Genomic DNA, 18,523 nt, shown 5'->3' with positions numbered 1-18,523 from the left:
GACCTCTGGCGCTGGAAAGAAACATCAGTGTATACGTTTACACTAACCTGAAGAAAATGAGCATAGCCCAGCTTTTTTCGTAAAGCATTCTTTCCAGACCCTGATTGTCGCCAATTCTGGACACGCTTCACGCTTATTTAATACTCAGAGTGAGGTCAACGTCAGAAGGACACTTATAATATGCGTACCCCCTATTGCGTCGCCGATTACCTGCTGGACCGACTAACAGATTGTGGTGCCGATCATCTGTTTGGCGTGCCAGGCGACTATAACCTGCAATTTCTCGATCACGTGATAGACAGCCCGGACATCTGCTGGGTGGGCTGTGCCAATGAACTGAACGCGTCTTACGCCGCAGACGGCTATGCCCGCTGTAAGGGCTTTGCCGCGCTCCTGACGACATTCGGCGTTGGGGAGTTAAGCGCCATGAACGGTGTGGCGGGCAGCTTTGCTGAACATGTTCCCGTCCTCCATATTGTGGGGGCCCCGGGTATGGCGGCGCAGCAGCGAGGAGAGTTATTGCACCATACGTTGGGTGACGGCGAGTTCCGCCATTTCTATCATATGAGCGAACCCATCACCGTTGCACAGGCGGTGCTTACCGAACAAAACGCCTGCTATGAAATTGACAGAGTCCTGACCACTATGCTGCGGGAGCGCCGTCCGGGCTACCTGATGCTGCCCGCTGATGTGGCGAAAAAAGCCGCTACGCCCCCTGTAAGCGCTCTCACTGTTAACCCCGCACCGGCTGATTCAGCCTGCTTGCAGGCGTTCCGTGAGGCTGCCGAAAAGCGCTTGTCCACGAGCAAACGCACCGCGCTGTTAGCGGACTTCCTGGTACTCCGCCATGGTCTGCGCACGGCCCTTCAGACGTGGGTGAAAGAGGTGCCGATGGCACACGCCACCATGCTGATGGGCAAGGGCATTTTTGACGAACGACAGAGCGGTTTTTACGGCACCTACAGCGGATCGGCGAGCGCCGCGCCGGTCAAAGAGGCCATCGAGGGGGCTGATACGGTGCTGTGTATTGGCACGCGCTTTACCGATACGCTCACTGCCGGGTTTACCCACCAGCTGACGCCAGACCAGACGATAGAGGTTCAGCCACACGCGTCCCGCGTCGGCGACGTCTGGTTTACGGGTATCCCGATGAGGGAGGCCATTGAAACGCTGACAGCGCTGTGTAAAACCTATGTTCGTGATACGCGAGCGCCATTGGATCACAGCGGCTTTTCGTTCCCGACTATCGAAGGGGCGCTGACTCAGGAGAGCTTCTGGCGTACCCTGCAAACGTTTATCCGCCCCGGAGACATTATTCTGGCTGACCAGGGAACGTCTGCTTTCGGCGCTATCGATCTGCGTTTACCGGCGGACGTGAACTTTATCGTCCAACCGCTGTGGGGATCGATTGGCTACACGCTGGCGGCGGCGTTTGGCGCGCAAACGGCGTGTCCGAACCGACGCGTGATTGTCCTGACGGGTGACGGCGCCGCGCAGTTGACCATTCAGGAGCTGGGATCGATGCTGCGCGACAAGCAGCGCCCGATTATTCTGGTGCTTAACAACGAAGGATACACGGTGGAAAGGGCCATCCACGGGCCGGAGCAGCGCTATAACGACATTGCCCTCTGGAACTGGACGCAGATCCCGCAGGCGCTCAGCCTGGCGCCTCAGGCAGAGTGCTGGCGCGTCAGCGAAGCGGAAGCGCTGGCGGAGGTGCTGGATAAAGTGGCACACCATGAGCGGCTTTCGCTGATCGAGGTGATGCTGCCGAAAGCCGATATTCCGCCGCTGCTGAGCGCGCTGACCAAAGCGCTGGAGGCGCGCAATAACGCCTGATTACCTGTCGTTTCGCCATCCCATCAGCATCGGTTTGCCCGCCAGCAGGAGCCAGGCGGGCAACATCACGATACAGAGCAGCGGCAGAAGCGTGGTATCCGGCACGACAACGGCCGCCATAAACAGGCTCAGCCACGCATCGCGCGTGACCACCAGTACCAGCCCCAGAATGGAACAGGAGACGGTAATCGCCGCAGGGACAGCGTCAACGTGCTCATGCAGCATCAGCCCCAGCGCGACGCCAACAAATACCGCCGGGAAGATACGACCTCCCCGGAAACCACAGGCCGCAGCGACCACCAGCGCCGCCAGTTTTACCAGCGCGAACAGCAGATAATCGGAGACGCTAAAGACCTGGCTGAAGGCCAGCTGCTGCATCTCGTCCAGACCCTTAAACAGCGTAACCGTCCCGCCGATGGCGCCTAAAACGCCCAGAATAAAACCCCCCATGCCCAGAATCAGCACCGGATGCTTCAGCCTGTGCATCAGGCGATGCAGGCGAGGGAGACACCACACCGCGACCATCCCCAGCGCAATGGCGATCGCGACGACGACGGCACCGCTGAAAATATCGGTGAGTTGCATCTGGCCGTAGTGGGGGATGGAGAGTGAAAAATGGGGATGGAAAAACAGGCTGGTGGTGAGGGCTCCCGCAGCGGCGGCCATTAGCGGCGCGAAGAGTTTATCCCACAGCGGTACTTCATGATCACTGCTGAGGGTTTGCGAAAAAATGAGCGCAGCCGCGACCGGAGTGCCAAACAGCGCCCCGATGGTGCCTGCTGACGCCAGGATCGTCCAGTCCAGCGCGCCAACGCGCGGAAAAAGACGCGCCCCCAGAAAGACCGCCAGCGCGATATTAACCGCCATAATGGGATGTTCAGGCCCGAGGCTTACGCCGCCCGCAAGACCGATAATCAGCGCGATAATAAGCCCCGGCAGAGCAGAGGGAGAGACAGGGGCGCCAATCAAGGGTTCCAGTGCCGGGTCCGGCCCGGCATGACCCGGGCTATAGCGGATCACCAGCCCTACGGCAATCCCGGTCAGGGTCAGCATCATCATGATCCAGCCCGGCGAGTCAATGCTGATGCCGAGTTTTACCGGAAGCGCGGTCCATAAAATCGTTTGCAGCACCGCCGCCACTTTCATGACGACGATGAGCACCAGGCTCGACGCCACGCCAATAATCAGCGCCGGGACAGCCAATAACAGCATGGTTCTGGCTCGCGGATGGAGCATGATGATTTCCTTGTACAAAACGGCTTAACGTTACTTTGCACAATCAGCATTGTGGCAATAGTGCAAAAGGTGCTGAAACGGTAAAGTTATAATGTGACGAAGATCGATAATCCATGGGCAGTCACCTTCTGGTCGTTGTTGTTATCACGCCTTGAATTTACAGTGTCCCAAAGATTTATTCTGACTTTAGCGGAGCAGTAGAAGAATGACAAAGTATGCTTTGGTAGGTGATGTAGGCGGCACCAACGCGCGCCTTGCCCTGTGCGATGTGAACAGCGGTGAAATTTCTCAGGCGAAAACCTATTCAGGGCTGGATTACCCAAGCCTGGAAGCGGTGGTTCGCGTCTATCTGGAAGAGCATAAAGTGAGCGTTGAAGACGGTTGTATCGCTATTGCCTGTCCGATCACCGGCGACTGGGTGGCGATGACCAACCACACGTGGGCCTTCTCAATTGCCGAAATGCGGAAAAACCTCGGCTTCTCGCACCTTGAAATTATCAACGACTTCACTGCGGTTTCCATGGCTATCCCAATGCTTAAACCAGAGCATCTGATTCAGTTCGGCGGTACGGCCCCGGTTGAAGGCAAACCGATTGCCGTTTACGGCGCGGGCACCGGTCTGGGGGTGGCGCACCTGGTTCACGTCGACAAACGCTGGGTCAGCCTGCCGGGCGAGGGCGGTCACGTGGATTTTGCGCCGAACAGCGAAGAAGAGGGCATTATTCTTGAGGAGCTACGTGCCGAGATTGGTCACGTGTCGGCCGAGCGGGTGCTTTCTGGCCCGGGCCTGGTGAACCTGTATCGGGCGATTGTAAAATCAGACGGTCGTCTGCCGGAAAATCTGCAACCTAAAGATGTGACCGAACGCGCGCTGGCCGACAGCTGTATTGACTGCCGCCGTGCTTTGTCGCTGTTCTGCGTCATTATGGGGCGTTTCGGCGGCAACCTGGCGCTGAACCTTGGCACCTTTGGCGGGGTCTATATTGCGGGCGGGATCGTGCCGCGCTTCCTCGATTTCTTTACCGCCTCCGGCTTCCGTGGCGGCTTCGAAGACAAAGGCCGCTTCAGGAGCTATGTCCAGGACATTCCTGTTTACCTGATTGTCCACGACAACCCAGGCTTACTGGGCTCCGGGGCGCATCTGCGTCAGGTGCTGGGTCAGATACTCTGATGCTCATTCCCCTCTCCTGCGGGAGAGGGAACGCGCTACAGGTGCATGAGCTGGCGGAACTCTTTCACCCTGCTGCGGCTTACCGGCACCTGGAAATCCAGATCCTTCAGACGCAAAATATAGGTGTTATTAAACCAGGGTTCGATTTCGCGGATCTTGTTCAGGTTGACGCAGAACGAGCGGTGGCAGCGGAAGAAGTGAGCGGCCGGGAGTTTATTGCAGAATTCGGTGATGTTCATCGCCATGACGTAGGATTCACGCCGCGTATAGACAAACGTCATTTTTTCATGCGCTTCGGCATAGTAAATATCGTCGACAGGCGTGACGATGATCCGTTCGTCCTTCACCAGATTAATCGTGTCGTTTTCCCGCGCTACCGGGCTGGAACTGGCGGGTAATGCCTGCTGCTGCCACGCGGCTTCCAGCTTGTGCAGCATGCTGATAATACGCGACTCCTGGTACGGCTTGAGAATATAGTCAAACGCCTCAAGCTCGAAGGCCTCCACGGCATGCTCTTTCCACGCGGTGACAAACACAATAAACGGCTTGTGGGCGAACTGATTGATATTCTGCGCCAGCAGGACACCGTCCAGCGACGGAATATTAATATCGAGGAATATCGCGTCGACCCGGTTATGCTGTAAAAATTTCAGCACGTCCAGACCATCCTCAAAACAGCCAACAATCTCCATCTGGCTATGGGTTTTGATAAGCCAGCTCAACTCCTGTTGAGCCAGAAATTCATCTTCTACGATGATGACTTTCATCTGTTACTCCGGCCTACGGCAACAAGGATATCGGGGCATTCACGGGCGTTCGCTCATTCGGAACATAAAAGGCAATTTCGGTGCCCGGCTCAAGACGGTGAATATGCAGCCCGTCACCGTACAGCAGTTTGACCCGGTGATGCACATTCAGCAGTCCGATCTTGTTGCCTGGCATTTCGTTTGATTTGACGCGCTCGATGACTTTCGGATCGATGCCGTGCCCGGTATCGCGCACGGCGATGCGCACGCGGTTACCGCTTTCCGTCACGCTAATCGTTACTACGCCTTTGCCTTTACACGGCTGAATACCGTGAACAATGGCGTTTTCCACCAGAGGCTGGATCAGCAGGCTTGGGATCACGCAGCTGACCTCTTCATCAATATCGTAAATGACCGTGAGCTTATCGCCAAAGCGTGCCTGCTCGATGGCGATGTAATCCTTGATTTGATACAGCTCTTTTTTGATGTCGATCTGCTCGTCGTCATTTAGCTCAATGTTGTAGCGCAGATAGCGCGACAGATTAAATATCAGCTGCCGCGCGGTATCCGGATTCAGACGGATGGAAGAGGAGATAGCGTTCAGCGCGTTAAACAGGAAATGGGGATTGATCTTGCTTTGCAGGGCGCGCAGCTCTGCCTTATTTGCCATCTCGCGCAGCTGCTCTGCACGCGAAACCTCAAGTTGAGTGGAGATAATCTGCGACAGGCCAATCGCCATCTCCTGGAGCGAGGAGGTGATTTGGTGCGCATGGCAGTAGTAAATTTTCAGCGTCCCCGTGACCACGCCTTTTTCCCACAGCGGGATCACCAGCATTGAGTGGATCTCTGGCGTCCGGTGGGCTTCATCATTGTTTTTAATGATGATTTTTCCGTAGTTAATCGCCTGTCTGGTGGTCGGGCTGATGGTATCGTCGCTGTCGCGATAATTGTGCTCCCCGACGCCAACGTAAGTCAGCACGTGGTCAATATTGGTGATGGCGACCGCATCGGCGTGAATATCACGGCGGATGATATCGCAAACCTGACGTAAAGATTCGGCGTTAACGTGTCGGAAAAGCGGCAGCGTCTTGTTGGCGATATCCAGCGCCAGCTTGGCCTGACGCGCGGCGCTGGCCTCTTTTTCGCCCTCCACGCTTTGCACCAGCAGCACGATAAAACCGATACAGACGCTCCCGAGGATCATAGGAATACCGATCTTCGAGACGATATCCAGCCCCAGCGCAACGGTTGGCGCCCAGACGATGACCAGGATCATGGTCAGCGTTTCGCAGACCATCCCCGCGATAATCCCTGCACGCCAGTGCTGCTTTTTCGGGATTTTGCGGTTAATCCAGCCCGAGAGCAGCCCGGCAATAATGCTGGTGATAAAGCAGGGGACTGCCGTCACGCCGCCAATATCAATCAGGTATCGATGAGTGCCGGCGATGATGCCTGTGATAATCCCTACCCAGGGACCAAAGAGGATCCCGCCCGACATGACGGCGATGATGCGCACGTTCACCAGCGAGCCTTCTACCGGCACCCCGGACCAGGTGCTGAACAGGGCAAACATCGAAAAGATAAACGTGACGGCCAGCAGCTCTTTTGGCGAATGGGCAGATTTATGCAACAGTTCGCGGAACAAGCGGATGCGGATAAGGAAAAAGAGACAGATCAGCATTAATGCCGCGCGGTCGAACACCGCCAGGAGCATATTGAAGATTTCGTGCACGGTCAGGCCTGGGAAAACGGGAAAAATCTATGATAGAAAACATAGAGCCTGATGACCAGCTATCCATCAGATTTATCAAATGGGGAAAAACCATAATTCTCAAAGGGGATTGCTGGCTTTTGACTGAAAGCCGGTGCTTTTCCGTTTGGGGAGAAACGTCAGGTAACGATACTGAAAATATTGTGTTAAATCGTAGCGCTTAAAACTGCCTGTTCGCGATAAGAGTTCCGCTTTTCACTGCAATCGCATTCCCGTTTTAGCGCAAAATATTGTTTTGCCGTTATCCTCTCGACAGCGTCTTTTTCTTCAGGTTATTTTCTAAGCACGCCACACGGGTGGCAGCGTCGCTCGGACGGTCCGGGCGCTAACGTGACTCTGAGGAATCTATGGCTGAATTCAGTCCTGAACGCCGTTTTACGCGTATCGATCGTCTCCCCCCTTATGTTTTCAATATCACTGCTGAACTGAAAATGGCTGCGCGTCGGCGCGGCGAAGACATTATCGATTTCAGTATGGGTAACCCTGACGGCCCAACGCCGCCGCATATCGTTGAGAAACTCTGCACGGTTGCGCAGCGTCCTGATACCCATGGGTATTCCACCTCACGCGGCATTCCACGCTTACGTCGGGCGATCTCCCGCTGGTATCAGGATCGTTATCAGGTCGATATCGATCCTGAAAGTGAAGCGATTGTGACCATTGGCTCCAAAGAGGGGCTGGCCCACCTGATGCTGGCGACGCTGGATCACGGCGATACCGTACTGGTGCCGAATCCGAGCTACCCGATTCACATCTATGGGGCGGTGATTGCCGGCGCGCAGGTGCGTTCTGTCCCGCTGGTGGAAGGCGTCGACTTCTTTAACGAGCTGGAACGGGCGATTCGTGAAAGCTATCCGAAGCCGAAAATGATGATTCTCGGTTTCCCGTCAAACCCAACAGCACAATGCGTTGAACTCGAATTCTTCGAGAAAGTGGTCGCGCTGGCTAAGCGTTACGACGTGCTGGTGGTACACGATCTCGCCTACGCCGATATCGTTTATGATGGCTGGAAAGCGCCGTCAATTATGCAGGTACCGGGTGCCCGTGATGTGGCGGTTGAGTTTTTCACCCTGTCGAAAAGCTACAACATGGCGGGCTGGCGAATTGGTTTTATGGTGGGAAACAAAACGCTGGTGAGCGCCCTGGCGCGTATTAAAAGCTACCATGACTATGGCACCTTTACGCCGTTACAGGTCGCGGCCATCGCGGCGCTGGAAGGGGATCAGCAATGCGTGCTCGATATTGCCGCTCAGTATAAACGCCGCCGAGATGTGCTGGTAAAAGGGCTTCATGAAGCAGGCTGGATGGTGGAAATGCCTAAAGCCTCTATGTACGTCTGGGCGAAAATCCCTGAGCCGTATGCGGCGATGGGTTCTCTGGAATTTGCTAAAAAACTGCTTCAGGACGCGAAGGTTTGCGTCTCTCCAGGCATTGGCTTTGGTGACTACGGTGACACGCATGTGCGTTTCGCGCTGATTGAAAACAGCGACCGTATCCGTCAGGCAGTGCGGGGCATTAAAAGCATGTTCCGCGCGGATGGCCTGCTTGCAGCGAAGAGCGTTGCGGAACAACCCGAGTCGTAACGGACAACAAAAAAAACAGGCGCCAACGGCGCCTGTTTTTTTGACTGCATTTTCTTAACTAGATCATCAGAGCAAACGTTCCGGCCCAAACTAAAACAATAACCGAAATGCCCATAAAGAAATATTTCACGTTTCATCGCTCCGCGTATCTTCCGGTACGCATTAAAAAAACAGAGTCCAACTGAGTATAGAGAGTTGAAATCATGCGAAAGGGGAAATCAGAATTATCCCGTGACGTCGCTAACTTCAGCTCTGAATTCTGTGCTTTCCTGTCGCCAGACGGCGCTAATGTACGCCTAAATTTCAGGAGTGACAAGAGGCATTTTTTTAAATAATTTCCTACACTTACGAGTGTCGTGGAACGGCGACAGTTTGATTTCGGTACGCAATAAATGCCTGTTGAGCGACGGTCGAAAAAAGCCGTTACGCACTGCGATTACAGGTGTTTGAAAAGGTTAGTTTCTTAGCGAAACTAACCTTCGAAAGGGGTCAGATATAGAGTGAGGCTTCGCCCAGGGGACGGGTTTTAAAGCGGCGGTGCATCCACAGATACTGCTCAGGCGCACGCATAATTTCAAACTCAATCACCTTATTGATAAAGGTCGCGGCTTCACTCTCATCTTCAGGATAGTTCGCCATCTCTGGGGAGATATGCAGACGATAGCCTGACTTATCCGCTTTTCTGACCATGGTCACCGTCAACATCGCGGCGCCTGAGAGACGTGAAATCACAAAGGTACCGTTCGTCGTAGCGACATCTTTAACCGCAAAGAAAGGGGCAAAACTGCTGCCTTTAGGACCGTAGTCCTGATCCGGGGCAAACCAGACGGCTTCCCCTTTTTTCAGGGCGCCAACCATACCGCGGAGATTGTTACGGCTGATCATCGCCTTATTTGAACGCATGCGGCCCCGCGTTTGTACCCATTCCATAAGCGCGCTGTTATGCGGGCGATAGGTTGCCATCATTGGCTGACAAAGACCCATAACGCGGCCGCCCAGCTCAAGCGACATAAAATGCACACCCACAACCATCACGCCGCGGTTTTGCATCTGGGCACGTTTCAGGTTATCCAGGCCTTCCACGTCAAACCATTTACGGACACGCTCGTCTGGCCAGAACCAGGCCATACCGGTTTCAAGCAGCGCCATACCGATAGATTTAAAGTTTTCCGCAATCAGCGTTTCGCGCTGCTGGGCATTGTAATGCGGAAAGCAAAGTTCGAGATTTTTTCGGGCAATGGATTCACGACGCTTAAGAAAGTGACGCGATGCGCTGCCGAGCTTAGAACCCAGGAAACGGATCACGGGATATGGAAGTTGAACCAGCAGCCAAAGCACGCCAAGGCCGAACCATGTAAACCAGTAGCGCGGGTGCAGAAACGCCCGCTGAAATTTGGATTGAGACAAAATAGTGGAACCTATGTGAAGCCTGTGAAGGTAGCGCAGACTTCGCGATACCACGTGCCATTGAGACCGTAGGACGAGGTCATGGTTGCAGGCTTTACCGTTCTTTACGACGTTGCCTGGCCATTGCTGACTTGGGTGGGCGGCATAATGTAGCACCGTTATACATTATGAGCTATCACTCGTTTTTGTTTAAAAAAGCGGCAATTGCGGAGTGGTTTGATTTTGCTATTGTTAAATCTGCGTTCCCGCATGTCTCCTGAAGGTGCAGACCATGGAAACCTACCTGCAAACGGTGAAAGAAGAGTGGGTGAAGCTGATTAATGAAACCGATCCCGATGTGCATCGGCTTGCGACTGAGCTTGCCAGGGATAATGCAATGCCACTGGTCGCTGAATTCTATCGTGTTGTGCTGGCAGATCCATCGGCAGCTGAATTCCTGACCACCGAACAGGTGGAGAGGCAGCTTCAGGAGGCGCTTCGTCGCTGGCTTATTGATGTGCTCTCATGCCGTGTGGAGCAGGTTGAAGAGCAGATGCGGGCGCAGCAGCGCGCGGCGGATGTTCATGCCCGTATTGGTATTTCGGTTGATTTAGTCGAAATGGGCTTCCGCGTTCTGAAAAAGCTGCTGTTGCCTGTCATTACTACCAGCGCCCATTCGCCTGAGGTGAAGCTGCATATTTATCACTACGCGATAAACAGTATCGATCTGGCCATGGAAGTGATGTCGCGGGCCTATGTATTTAGCGAGAACAATGCGGCGAAAGAGGACGAAAATTATCGCATCTTTTCCTTAATGGAGAACGCAGAAGAGGAGAAGGAGAGACAGACCGCGGCGCTGCTGTCATGGGAAATGGTGCTTCTGTATAAGATCACGCTTAATTCCAGTATCGGCAACAGTCTGCCGCTGGGGCAGTCTGAATTTGGACTGTGGTTTAGCCATAAAGGTCGGCACTATTTCAGCGGCATCGCTGAGGCCGGTCATATCTCTCGTCTGATTCAGGAATTCGATGACCTTTTTAACGAGGTCCGTCTTACAGGGCAGGGTCTGAGTGATAAAGCGCAGCGGGATAAATTCTTGCAGCGAATGCGTAATACCCTCTCGCAAATCATCACGCTTTTGCGCGAACTGTTTGACGAAGTGTCGCGACACGAGGTGGGGGTTGATGTCCTGACCCGCCTGTTGAATCGCCGTTTCCTGCCAACCATCTTCAAACGCGAAATCCTGCACGCTACCCGGGCGGGAACAAAGCTCTCGACGCTGCTGATTGACGTCGACAAATTTAAACAAATCAACGATACCTGGGGGCACAATACCGGGGACGAGATCCTGCGAAAAGTCTCCGGCGCGTTCTACGACAACGTGCGAACCTGTGATTACGTTTTTCGCTACGGCGGCGATGAATTTCTGATTGTGCTAACGGAAATCTCAGAGGTGGACGCGCTGCGAATTGCCGAGCGTATCCGCAGGCGGGTGGAAAAAATCAAGGTTAACTCCCCAACCGGCGATATTATCCCGCTCTCCCTCTCGATAGGCGTTGCGATGTTCAACGGGCATCCCGATTACGAGCGATTGATTCAGGCGGCGGATGAAGCCTTATACGGCGCGAAACGGCGTGGCCGAAACTGCGTGGAGCTTTGGAAGGGGGCGTAAGGAAAGACAGAAGTGTCCCTGCAGGAATCGAAAATGTGTTTATTGCTATGTTTTACAAGGGTTATTTCAATGGTGATTTTTTCGATACCATCATGGATACCATCAAACGATAAAAACGTCTCATTAAGGCCATAGAGATCGGCCTATTTCGTCAGTTTCAATAATCAATAGATGGATGAAAGAACGACGGGGCAGGGGACTAGCAAGTCTGCGAAAAGGCTGAAAAATGCGCAAAAAAGTTATCACACCCCACGCATTATACAATGCTACTCGCAAACCAGCGTCAGCTCTGGAGGTCAGGGGTATATCCCCTAAAGTATTTTTTTCACTTTCTGTATACCGGAATGGCTTTAAATTGCTCACCATCCAGCGCTATAACCGGGTTTAATCGTGTATACCATTACCCCATGTGACATGACGTATGCCCATTCATAAATCCCTTTATTGTATCGAATTTGACACAATGCCCGCCCGCAGTAATCAGGTCGTCAAGCAAATATCGTTGTGCTGTTCATGACACACCTGATCCCTCAAGAATTGCTCACAGCGAGAAAAATATGGATACCCCGGACATAATTTCCGTACCAGAGGTCACTGCTGCGACAGAACCGCAGTCCTCTGCAGAATGCTTCACCTTTGGCGATCCCATTCCCGTACTGGACCGGCGCGAACTGCTGGACTATGTGGAATGCGTGCAGATGGATCGCTGGTATGAGCCGCCGGTGAGTTTTGCAGGGCTGGCACGTACCTACCGAGCAGCCGTACATCACAGTTCACCAATTGCCGTTAAGCGTGACATTCTCAGCAGTACCTACATCCCACACCGCCTGCTCAGTCAGCAGTCTTTTGCCCGTTTCGTTCAGGATTATCTGGTGTTTGGTAATGCCTATCTGGAAAAGCGTACTAACCGGCTGGGCGGCGTCCTCACACTGGAGCCAGCGCTGGCGAAATACACCCGGCGCGGCGTTGACCTGGAATCCTACTGGTTTGTTAACTATGGCCTGACAACGCAGCCTTATGAGTTCACCAGAGGCAATATTTTTCACCTGATGGAACCGGATATTAACCAGGAAATTTACGGGCTGCCCGGCTACCTCTCCGCCATTCCGTCAACCCTGCTCAACGAGTCCGCAACGCTGTTCCGCCGGAAGTATTACATCAACGGCAGCCATGCGGGCTTCATCATGTACATGACCGACGCGGCGCAGAATCAGGAGGATGTGAACAACATCCGCAAGGCAATGAAAAGCGCCAAAGGGCCGGGCAATTTCCGCAATCTGTTTATGTACTCACCCAATGGCAAAAAGGACGGCATCCAGATCATCCCGCTGTCAGAGGTGGCGGCGAAAGATGAGTTTCTGAACATCAAGAACGTGAGCCGTGATGACATGATGGCAGCGCACCGCGTGCCGCCGCAGATGATGGGTATCATCCCCAGCAACACCGGCGGCTTTGGCGATGTGGAAAAGGCCAGCCGTGTTTTTGTCCGCAACGAACTGATGCCGCTGCAGAAGCGACTGCAGGAGCTGAATAACTGGCTGGGCGAAGAAGTGATCTGCTTCGAGCCTTATTCTTTACAACTTGATGAAAGTGCTGATAGCAACAGGGGGTAATGTATGGGATGGATCGGCGTTGATCTGGATGGCACGCTGGCGGTGTACCCGCCAGAGAGCGGGGCGCTAATAGGTGATGCCATTCCCGGCATGGTGGAAAGGGTCCGCAAATGGCACAAGGATGATATTGAAGTACGAATTTTTACCGTCCGGGCGGGTTCGCGTGCCGGAGTGAAGCAAGTTAAAGCCTGGTTGAAAGCCAATGAACTGCCGGACCTGATGGTGACGAACGTTAAAGACAGCGGCATGGTGGAATTATGGGATGACAGAGCGATACGTGTTATCCGTAATACCGGTTCAGTATGCGCCGGTTGCAACGGCACATCGCAGTTCCACCACCATTCAGGAGATTTCACCAACTGCTGAGCCGGCAGGCATTCCGTTAACCATAACCTGAGCGCCTCAGCAGCATTCTGCGGGGCGTTCGTTTTATTTATGGCATGAACCATGCCCCGACACATGCGCCGCTCAGGTTGCCATTTCCCCCCTCTGCGCGCGCTGCCCCGCCCGCCTGCCCGCTTCGCTTAACAGAATGGTTTTCATGCACCCCGAAAATCGTCTCAGGAGCCGCCACACAAGGGCTTTCGCGTCAAAAATGGTGCATGGAACTCATGCGTTTTCATGCGCCATAGACATGCACTCATGCGCTCTCAGGCCAGCCAGGGAAAAGGCGTAAAAAATCCCGGTACTGGACCGGGATTCTGTTGGCGTTTTTTGCTAATCAGACAGGGATTTGCTGACGGCTTGACAGCTTTGACGCGGAGCCATAGCGATTAAGCGTTTTCTTTTGCTTTTCAGACTGTTCCGGTTTATCTGATTCCTGTTCATTGCGCCGGGGCTTCATAATTATCGTATCCACGCTTTCCAGTGCGGTAAACGTGCAGGAACATTCCAGATTCTGGCACTGATACCATGAGCGTTTAACCGACGGTGCTTCATAGGCGGTGGTTCTGGCATGTGCAACCGTGCCGCATTCCGGGCATTTCAGCGCCATCAGATACCCTCCATATCACGGTTACGTTTCTGCAGCTCTTCACGTTCCTGACGGATCTTCATTTTGTGAAGGGCCGCCGGTGACGGGCTTTTGCTTAAATCGACACGAGCCGCATAATCCGGCGCAACGCCCGCCAGTTTAAACACCGGATCCTGTTCCGGCATCGCATCGTTAGTAAGAGCCGGTTTGGTAATATGTTTGTGAATAAAGTCTTTCAGTACTGTGTTCGGGTCATTAACTGAATTCACCACACCCACAACGGCACTGGCTTCCCGACCCATAGTGGATTTGAGCAGGCTCAGTGTCTGGATTAGCGCCTTACCATGCGACTGCATAAAATCTTCCCAGATTTGTTTTGCGCGAATCCCCACAAGGGTATCGTGCGCGTGGATATACTTTCCGGCTAATTCCGCAGTCTCCTGCGGTAAAAGTGCATTTTCGCATTCCTGAGCTGCCAGCAGCTCATCAAAATCCTCAAGCGTTTCTCGCCCCAGCGCAATTTCCGTGCGCAGTTTTTTCATTTCCTTTGAGACTACGCCCTGACTTTCACGAAACAGCGTGCGCCACTCCTCATTCAGCGCATTCGTCGTGGCTTCCATTTCAGCGCGGCGCTGGCGGATTGTCGCAATATTATCCGCTGCCGCTTTCTGCTGACGACGAGCTTCAAGCCATGCGTTTCTGGCTGTATTCAGGGTTTCAAGTGCCCGCTGCGTGACAGCCGGAAAAGTGGAAAGGTTGTTATTCTCTGCGGTGTTGTTCATGACTTCTCCTGTCGGGTTGGTTCGTTACGTCAATTGTGTCGTGGCTGACACAAGCACACTACCGGTGCTCAGTGTGTGGTGGCTGGCACAACGGGCCTCTGCTGCTATTCAGACGCGGCTATGACAGCCAGCCAGATAAAAACGCCTCTGTTTCAGCCTGCTTTATGTCCCCGATGCGGTGGAACAGGTGGAACAGGTGTTACAGACTTGTTTTATAAAGCATTTATAGGTACAGCACAGGTGGAACATCGCGGGTAACAAGGTGGAACAGCGGGTTGGCTGACGTTCCACCTGTTCCACCTCACTATTTCAGAAGGTGGAACAGGTTCAGCCCTTGTAAAACACGGGTGTTCCACCTGTTTCACCTGTTACCCTTAATAAATAAGACTCACGCAAAGCCTTAACCCGGCACCTCGCTGTTGAAGACATAGAGCCTGCGGGGATTCATCTCTGGCGGGCGAATGTTTGTCTGCAGCTTGCCATCGGTGGAGGGCAGCAGATATCCACGATCCGCGCACAGACGCGCCACCTTGCGCGGGTCAAATCCCCGGCAGATTTCTTTCCAGCCGGACGGCATGACGTAGAACGTGGTGACAGCTTCCGTGCCCTGCGCGGTACTGCCTTTCTCCACCCTGCGCCAGCCCACCATATTGCCGGGGCGGTTGCGCTCGTCGTGCCAGTCAGCAAAGCGGCTGTACTGATTCGCGGTAAAGAAACTGCGTACCTGCTCCAGTGCGGCAATATCTTCCTGATTGGCGGTGTGCCCGCGATCTTTCAGCCATGCGTTCAGGCAGACGCGGGTTGCCCGCAGCGCTTCCCCCTCAGGCCAGCCGGTGATACCCAGACGGGTTGCCAGCTCGCCCGCCATCGCCACCAGTGCAAAGCGGTTCACAGCCCGGCCCACCTGATTGCCCGCATCTTTCGGGGTCAGGGCGGCGGTATATTCCTTCATCAGTGACTTTGCCTGTGCCGTCAGCCCGTTAAGATCAGCGGTCAGGGCTTTCAGCCACTCCCGGAACGGCGAACCGTAGTAACTGGACGTGGCCCACTCCAGATGCTCCGCCAGAGCCTTGCCGCTGTCGAAGCCGTGCAGCTCCTCAAATACGCCAAACTTCCCGGAATCGCTGGGGATCTGGATCATCCTGACTTCCATCCCGGCAAAGGTACGCTCCCCGGCTTTTGCCGCATGTTCGGTCAGTGACAGCTCGCCGGTTGAAAAGAACAGCAGCCGCCACTGCTTACGGGTGCGCAGCTCACCGTCCGTACCGGCCCGGCCCTTGCCCTGACCGTTTGCCAGCATGTAGGCAATATTGCCCGCCTCGCGTCCGTCCACCTCCCGGATCTCGTCGAGCATCATGGCGGCATCGTTGCGGCGGCTGGCGCATCCCTCCAGTGCATTGCCGGTTGCCCGCCACGTCTGCCAGTAGTCAGGCCCGCCGCAGACGGAGGTTGCCGCTTTCATGGTGGTGGTCTTACCGTCCGTCGATTCCCCTTTGAGGTGGTAGCCGCCGCCATCCATACCAACCAGCCGTAACAGGGGGGCAGCAAAGGCCAGACTGACGGCAAACGCCACGCGGGAGTTGCCGGTGCAGTAGCGGGATACGTGCTCCCGCCATTCCTCCGTTGTGCCCGACACGCGGAAATCGCGCCCCTGCACGGAAGAGGTCTGGAGAATGACCCCCTCTGCACCTTCACCGCTGACCTCATCCTGCAGAACGTAAACCTGACCATGCCAGCCGGTGCGGCTGACGCAGGTCACGCGGCGTTCTGGTTTACACAGCGAGATATATTCCATCAGGCGGGCGCGGGCCTCGCCGGTGGTGCTGATATAGGACAGCCCGTTAACCAGCAGTACCCGGCGCAGTTCCTCACCGCTGCCGCTCAGCATTTCCATTGGCATCGCCCAGCGGCGGCGCTCTCCCCACGTATCTTCCCACTCCAGCAGTCGCCCAAAGTTACCGCCATCAGCATCGCAGGTGATTGCCGTCACGCGCAGCGGGTTGCATATTTTGACGTTCTGGATCTCCGTCTCACCGTTGCGCTGTACCTGTTTTTCATACCAGAGATATTCCTGGGTAAGACGGAATCCGTGCGGCAGCTGCGTGCGGCCTTCCCCACACAGCACCAGACCGTTACGAAAGGCTTCACGGGCGCGGGTAATACCGTGCTCCCGATGGAAATCATTCCAGTCAGCCTTAATCTCTCCCGGTGGCAGCGTCATCCAGCCGCCAACGGCTTTTGCAGCCCGTTCAGCAAAGGATCTGCCGGGGTTTTCGCCCCCGTCCTGAAAATCGTTATCACCGGCGATGATAATTTTTACCTCAGGCCAGCGTGCCCGCAGCGACTGCGCCACGTTGGGCAGGTTGCCCGCAGATATGGCAGCCACTACGCATCCGGCGGTGAGCTGGCTTACCGTCAGCGCCGTGGCGTAACCTTCGGTAATCACCACCTGTACCGGCGGTTCAGGCGGTAACGGGCTGAGCGCCACAAACGCGCCTTTCATCGTGCTGCCGGGCAGTATGCTTTTTTCACCCGTCGGGGCGATAAGCTGCGCACCGGTCACGGCTCCGGCATTGGTTGTGAGCGGTAACAGCAGGGAACCGGCAGGAAAATCCTTGCCGCTGATATGCTGCACGCTCCCGGTCAGGGAGGCCGGGTATCCGGCAAACCCTTTCCCGGTCAGATAGGGGCTTTCTCCCGTGTGGCTCTCTTTCATCAGCGCCGCCACGATAAGGCTCATATCGCGTTTAGGGGCTTTTTGCCTGGCGGGCTTAACCGGCAGCTCCTGCACATCCGGCACATTAAGCACCTGCGCCACCTTCTGAGCGGCCTTTTTGACGCCGTAACCGGTCATGAGCTTAACCAGATCCAGACCGTCACCATTGCCGCACTGGCTGCAAATCCACGTCCCGCGCCCGTCAAGGTCATCGAGGCGGAAGCGGTCTTTGCCCCCACATTTTGGGCAGGGACCGTGCCTGCCGTTTTCAGGTACATCAATACGCAGCATCTGCAGAATGACGGGCCATTTTCCCTGCGCAGCCTCTGCAATCTGTGAAACTTTCTGTGTTGTCATACTTCCCCCTGATACAGCGCCACACCCGTGCTGCAGAAGTCATCAAAGGCCGCCGGAAGCGTGCGGTACAGCTCCGCCATCACTTCACAGCCGCGCACGGTCAGTACCGGCGGCGCGGTCAGCAGTGACGGCTCCAGCATGTCAGTCAGCAGTGCCAGCGCAGCAGCGGCTCCCTGTGCTTCGCCGTACTCGTTAATCAGTGCGCATTCGATATGCAGCGCAATGGCCATTTCAATGCGCTCAACCGTCAGGCTGTGCGGACCGTACTGATCGCTGCCGGTTTCGGTCAGCGCTTTCTGGCGCCAGGCCGATGCAATAGCCCGCCGGTAAAGCGCAGTGGTCATTTCTGCCGGAAAAATAGAAACCTGCGGCTGGTTCATTGGGTGCCTCCTTCAATCAGTTCGCAACTGTGCGCAATATCCGTCAAATCTGCCCGCAGGTACTCCATCAGCGCGGCGATGCCTGGCGCACATCCTGCATCCAGCGTTCCGCCCTGCGAGGGGTATTCAGAAAAGAGAAGCTGGAGCAGATCGCAGGCATTTCTTGCGCGGGTCAGCTTTCCGAAACCGTCCTCTGACAATCCATAGGCAAAAGCACCGGCATTGTGTTTTTCAGGCAAAGTGTGGCCCTGAGCACTGTTGTGCCCGTTTGAAATATTCATCGTGGATTACTCCGTTT

16 protein-coding genes are annotated in these 18,523 nt (G+C 54.9%); 6 read left to right on the top strand and 10 right to left on the bottom strand.

From position 1 onward, the window contains the following. Positions 1 to 180 precede the first annotated feature (180 nt). Complete coding sequence (gene ipdC, locus AC4OVU_RS15595; RefSeq protein ID WP_017692977.1) at positions 181 to 1,839, top strand: indolepyruvate decarboxylase; 1,659 nt, start codon at positions 181 to 183, stop codon at positions 1,837 to 1,839. On the opposite strand, the gene AC4OVU_RS15590 is transcribed toward ipdC, so the two are convergent. Further along, a complete protein-coding gene (locus tag AC4OVU_RS15590; RefSeq protein WP_045141727.1) occupies positions 1,840 to 3,075 on the bottom strand; it encodes an ion channel protein in 1,236 nt (411 codons plus the stop codon). A 205-nt stretch (positions 3,076 to 3,280) separates the two neighbouring features. On the opposite strand from AC4OVU_RS15590, the gene glk reads away from it, so the two are divergent. Next, the gene (gene glk / locus AC4OVU_RS15585; RefSeq protein WP_003861352.1) at positions 3,281 to 4,246 is read left to right on the top strand and encodes a glucokinase; all 966 of its coding nucleotides are present in this window, start codon (positions 3,281 to 3,283) and stop codon (positions 4,244 to 4,246) included. A gap of 35 nt (positions 4,247 to 4,281) precedes the next feature. On the opposite strand, the gene AC4OVU_RS15580 is transcribed toward glk, so the two are convergent. Further along, positions 4,282 to 5,013, bottom strand: a complete 732-nt coding sequence (locus AC4OVU_RS15580; protein ID WP_110292322.1) for a LytR/AlgR family response regulator transcription factor — start codon at positions 5,011 to 5,013, stop codon at positions 4,282 to 4,284. A gap of 13 nt (positions 5,014 to 5,026) precedes the next feature. Continuing rightward, positions 5,027 to 6,724: a sensor histidine kinase gene (locus tag AC4OVU_RS15575; RefSeq protein WP_110292323.1), complete on the bottom strand. Its 1,698-nt coding sequence runs from the start codon at positions 6,722 to 6,724 to the stop codon at positions 5,027 to 5,029. Positions 6,725 to 7,110: 386 nt separating this feature from the next. On the opposite strand from AC4OVU_RS15575, the gene alaC reads away from it, so the two are divergent. Continuing rightward, positions 7,111 to 8,346, top strand: coding sequence for an alanine transaminase (gene alaC / locus AC4OVU_RS15570; RefSeq protein WP_017383460.1), 1,236 nt, complete (start codon positions 7,111 to 7,113; stop codon positions 8,344 to 8,346). 58 nt (positions 8,347 to 8,404) lie between these two features. On the opposite strand, the gene ypdK is transcribed toward alaC, so the two are convergent. Next, entirely contained in the window at positions 8,405 to 8,476 is a 72-nt protein-coding gene (gene ypdK / locus AC4OVU_RS15565) for a membrane protein YpdK (protein ID WP_099458937.1), read from the bottom strand. A gap of 359 nt (positions 8,477 to 8,835) precedes the next feature. After that, positions 8,836 to 9,756, bottom strand: coding sequence for a kdo(2)-lipid IV(A) palmitoleoyltransferase (gene lpxP, locus AC4OVU_RS15560; RefSeq protein WP_086527955.1), 921 nt, complete (start codon positions 9,754 to 9,756; stop codon positions 8,836 to 8,838). 268 nt (positions 9,757 to 10,024) lie between these two features. Here lpxP and AC4OVU_RS15555 point away from each other — a divergent pair, with 268 nt between their 5' ends. The 3 genes from AC4OVU_RS15555 (at position 10,025) to AC4OVU_RS15545 (ending at position 13,383) form a co-directional block, all read left to right on the top strand. Beyond that, complete coding sequence (locus tag AC4OVU_RS15555; RefSeq protein ID WP_017692980.1) at positions 10,025 to 11,404, top strand: diguanylate cyclase; 1,380 nt, start codon at positions 10,025 to 10,027, stop codon at positions 11,402 to 11,404. Positions 11,405 to 11,961: 557 nt separating this feature from the next. Next, on the top strand, positions 11,962 to 13,017 hold the full coding sequence (locus tag AC4OVU_RS15550; protein ID WP_033560140.1) for a phage portal protein: 1,056 nt from the start codon (positions 11,962 to 11,964) through the stop codon (positions 13,015 to 13,017). A 3-nt stretch (positions 13,018 to 13,020) separates the two neighbouring features. After that, complete coding sequence (locus tag AC4OVU_RS15545; RefSeq protein ID WP_491928744.1) at positions 13,021 to 13,383, top strand: hypothetical protein; 363 nt, start codon at positions 13,021 to 13,023, stop codon at positions 13,381 to 13,383. A gap of 355 nt (positions 13,384 to 13,738) precedes the next feature. Here the strand turns inward: AC4OVU_RS15545 and AC4OVU_RS15540 are convergent, their stop codons facing one another. From AC4OVU_RS15540 to AC4OVU_RS15520, 5 genes are all read right to left on the bottom strand, one after another. Beyond that, positions 13,739 to 14,011: an Ogr/Delta-like zinc finger protein gene (locus tag AC4OVU_RS15540; RefSeq protein ID WP_014071219.1), complete on the bottom strand. Its 273-nt coding sequence runs from the start codon at positions 14,009 to 14,011 to the stop codon at positions 13,739 to 13,741. Beyond that, positions 14,011 to 14,772: a phage polarity suppression protein gene (locus tag AC4OVU_RS15535; protein WP_033560139.1), complete on the bottom strand. Its 762-nt coding sequence runs from the start codon at positions 14,770 to 14,772 to the stop codon at positions 14,011 to 14,013. Before AC4OVU_RS15535 ends, AC4OVU_RS15540 begins: the two co-directional genes overlap by 1 nt. Before the next feature lie 400 nt (positions 14,773 to 15,172). Continuing rightward, positions 15,173 to 17,845 (bottom strand): DUF927 domain-containing protein, encoded by a 2,673-nt coding sequence (locus tag AC4OVU_RS15530; RefSeq protein WP_274412824.1) that lies wholly within the window; start codon positions 17,843 to 17,845, stop codon positions 15,173 to 15,175. Continuing rightward, entirely contained in the window at positions 17,842 to 18,225 is a 384-nt protein-coding gene (locus AC4OVU_RS15525; RefSeq protein WP_491928743.1) for a DUF5375 family protein, read from the bottom strand. The genes AC4OVU_RS15530 and AC4OVU_RS15525 overlap by 4 nt, the downstream gene beginning before the upstream one ends. Beyond that, positions 18,222 to 18,506 (bottom strand): hypothetical protein, encoded by a 285-nt coding sequence (locus tag AC4OVU_RS15520; RefSeq protein WP_491928742.1) that lies wholly within the window; start codon positions 18,504 to 18,506, stop codon positions 18,222 to 18,224. Before AC4OVU_RS15520 ends, AC4OVU_RS15525 begins: the two co-directional genes overlap by 4 nt. Positions 18,507 to 18,523: the final 17 nt, after the last annotated feature.

The sequence above is a fragment of the Enterobacter sp. 6722112 genome, from assembly GCF_058661685.1.
Note: the sequence above shows the minus strand (reverse complement) of the source record. Positions and strands in the feature narration are given on the sequence as shown.

What these genes read in the sequence shown, in the direction of transcription:
- ipdC (WP_017692977.1), top strand. Translation starts at nt 181, where the DNA reads ATGCGTACCCCCTATTGCGTCGCCGATTACCTGCTGGACCGACTAACA.
- AC4OVU_RS15590 (WP_045141727.1), bottom strand. Translation starts at nt 3,075, where the DNA reads ATGCTCCATCCGCGAGCCAGAACCATGCTGTTATTGGCTGTCCCGGCG.
- glk (WP_003861352.1), top strand. Translation starts at nt 3,281, where the DNA reads ATGACAAAGTATGCTTTGGTAGGTGATGTAGGCGGCACCAACGCGCGC.
- AC4OVU_RS15580 (WP_110292322.1), bottom strand. Translation starts at nt 5,013, where the DNA reads ATGAAAGTCATCATCGTAGAAGATGAATTTCTGGCTCAACAGGAGTTG.
- alaC (WP_017383460.1), top strand. Translation starts at nt 7,111, where the DNA reads ATGGCTGAATTCAGTCCTGAACGCCGTTTTACGCGTATCGATCGTCTC.
- AC4OVU_RS15555 (WP_017692980.1), top strand. Translation starts at nt 10,025, where the DNA reads ATGGAAACCTACCTGCAAACGGTGAAAGAAGAGTGGGTGAAGCTGATT.
- AC4OVU_RS15550 (WP_033560140.1), top strand. Translation starts at nt 11,962, where the DNA reads ATGGATACCCCGGACATAATTTCCGTACCAGAGGTCACTGCTGCGACA.
- AC4OVU_RS15545 (WP_491928744.1), top strand. Translation starts at nt 13,021, where the DNA reads ATGGGATGGATCGGCGTTGATCTGGATGGCACGCTGGCGGTGTACCCG.
- AC4OVU_RS15540 (WP_014071219.1), bottom strand. Translation starts at nt 14,011, where the DNA reads ATGGCGCTGAAATGCCCGGAATGCGGCACGGTTGCACATGCCAGAACC.
- AC4OVU_RS15535 (WP_033560139.1), bottom strand. Translation starts at nt 14,772, where the DNA reads ATGAACAACACCGCAGAGAATAACAACCTTTCCACTTTTCCGGCTGTC.
- AC4OVU_RS15530 (WP_274412824.1), bottom strand. Translation starts at nt 17,845, where the DNA reads ATGACAACACAGAAAGTTTCACAGATTGCAGAGGCTGCGCAGGGAAAA.
- AC4OVU_RS15525 (WP_491928743.1), bottom strand. Translation starts at nt 18,225, where the DNA reads ATGAACCAGCCGCAGGTTTCTATTTTTCCGGCAGAAATGACCACTGCG.
- AC4OVU_RS15520 (WP_491928742.1), bottom strand. Translation starts at nt 18,506, where the DNA reads ATGAATATTTCAAACGGGCACAACAGTGCTCAGGGCCACACTTTGCCT.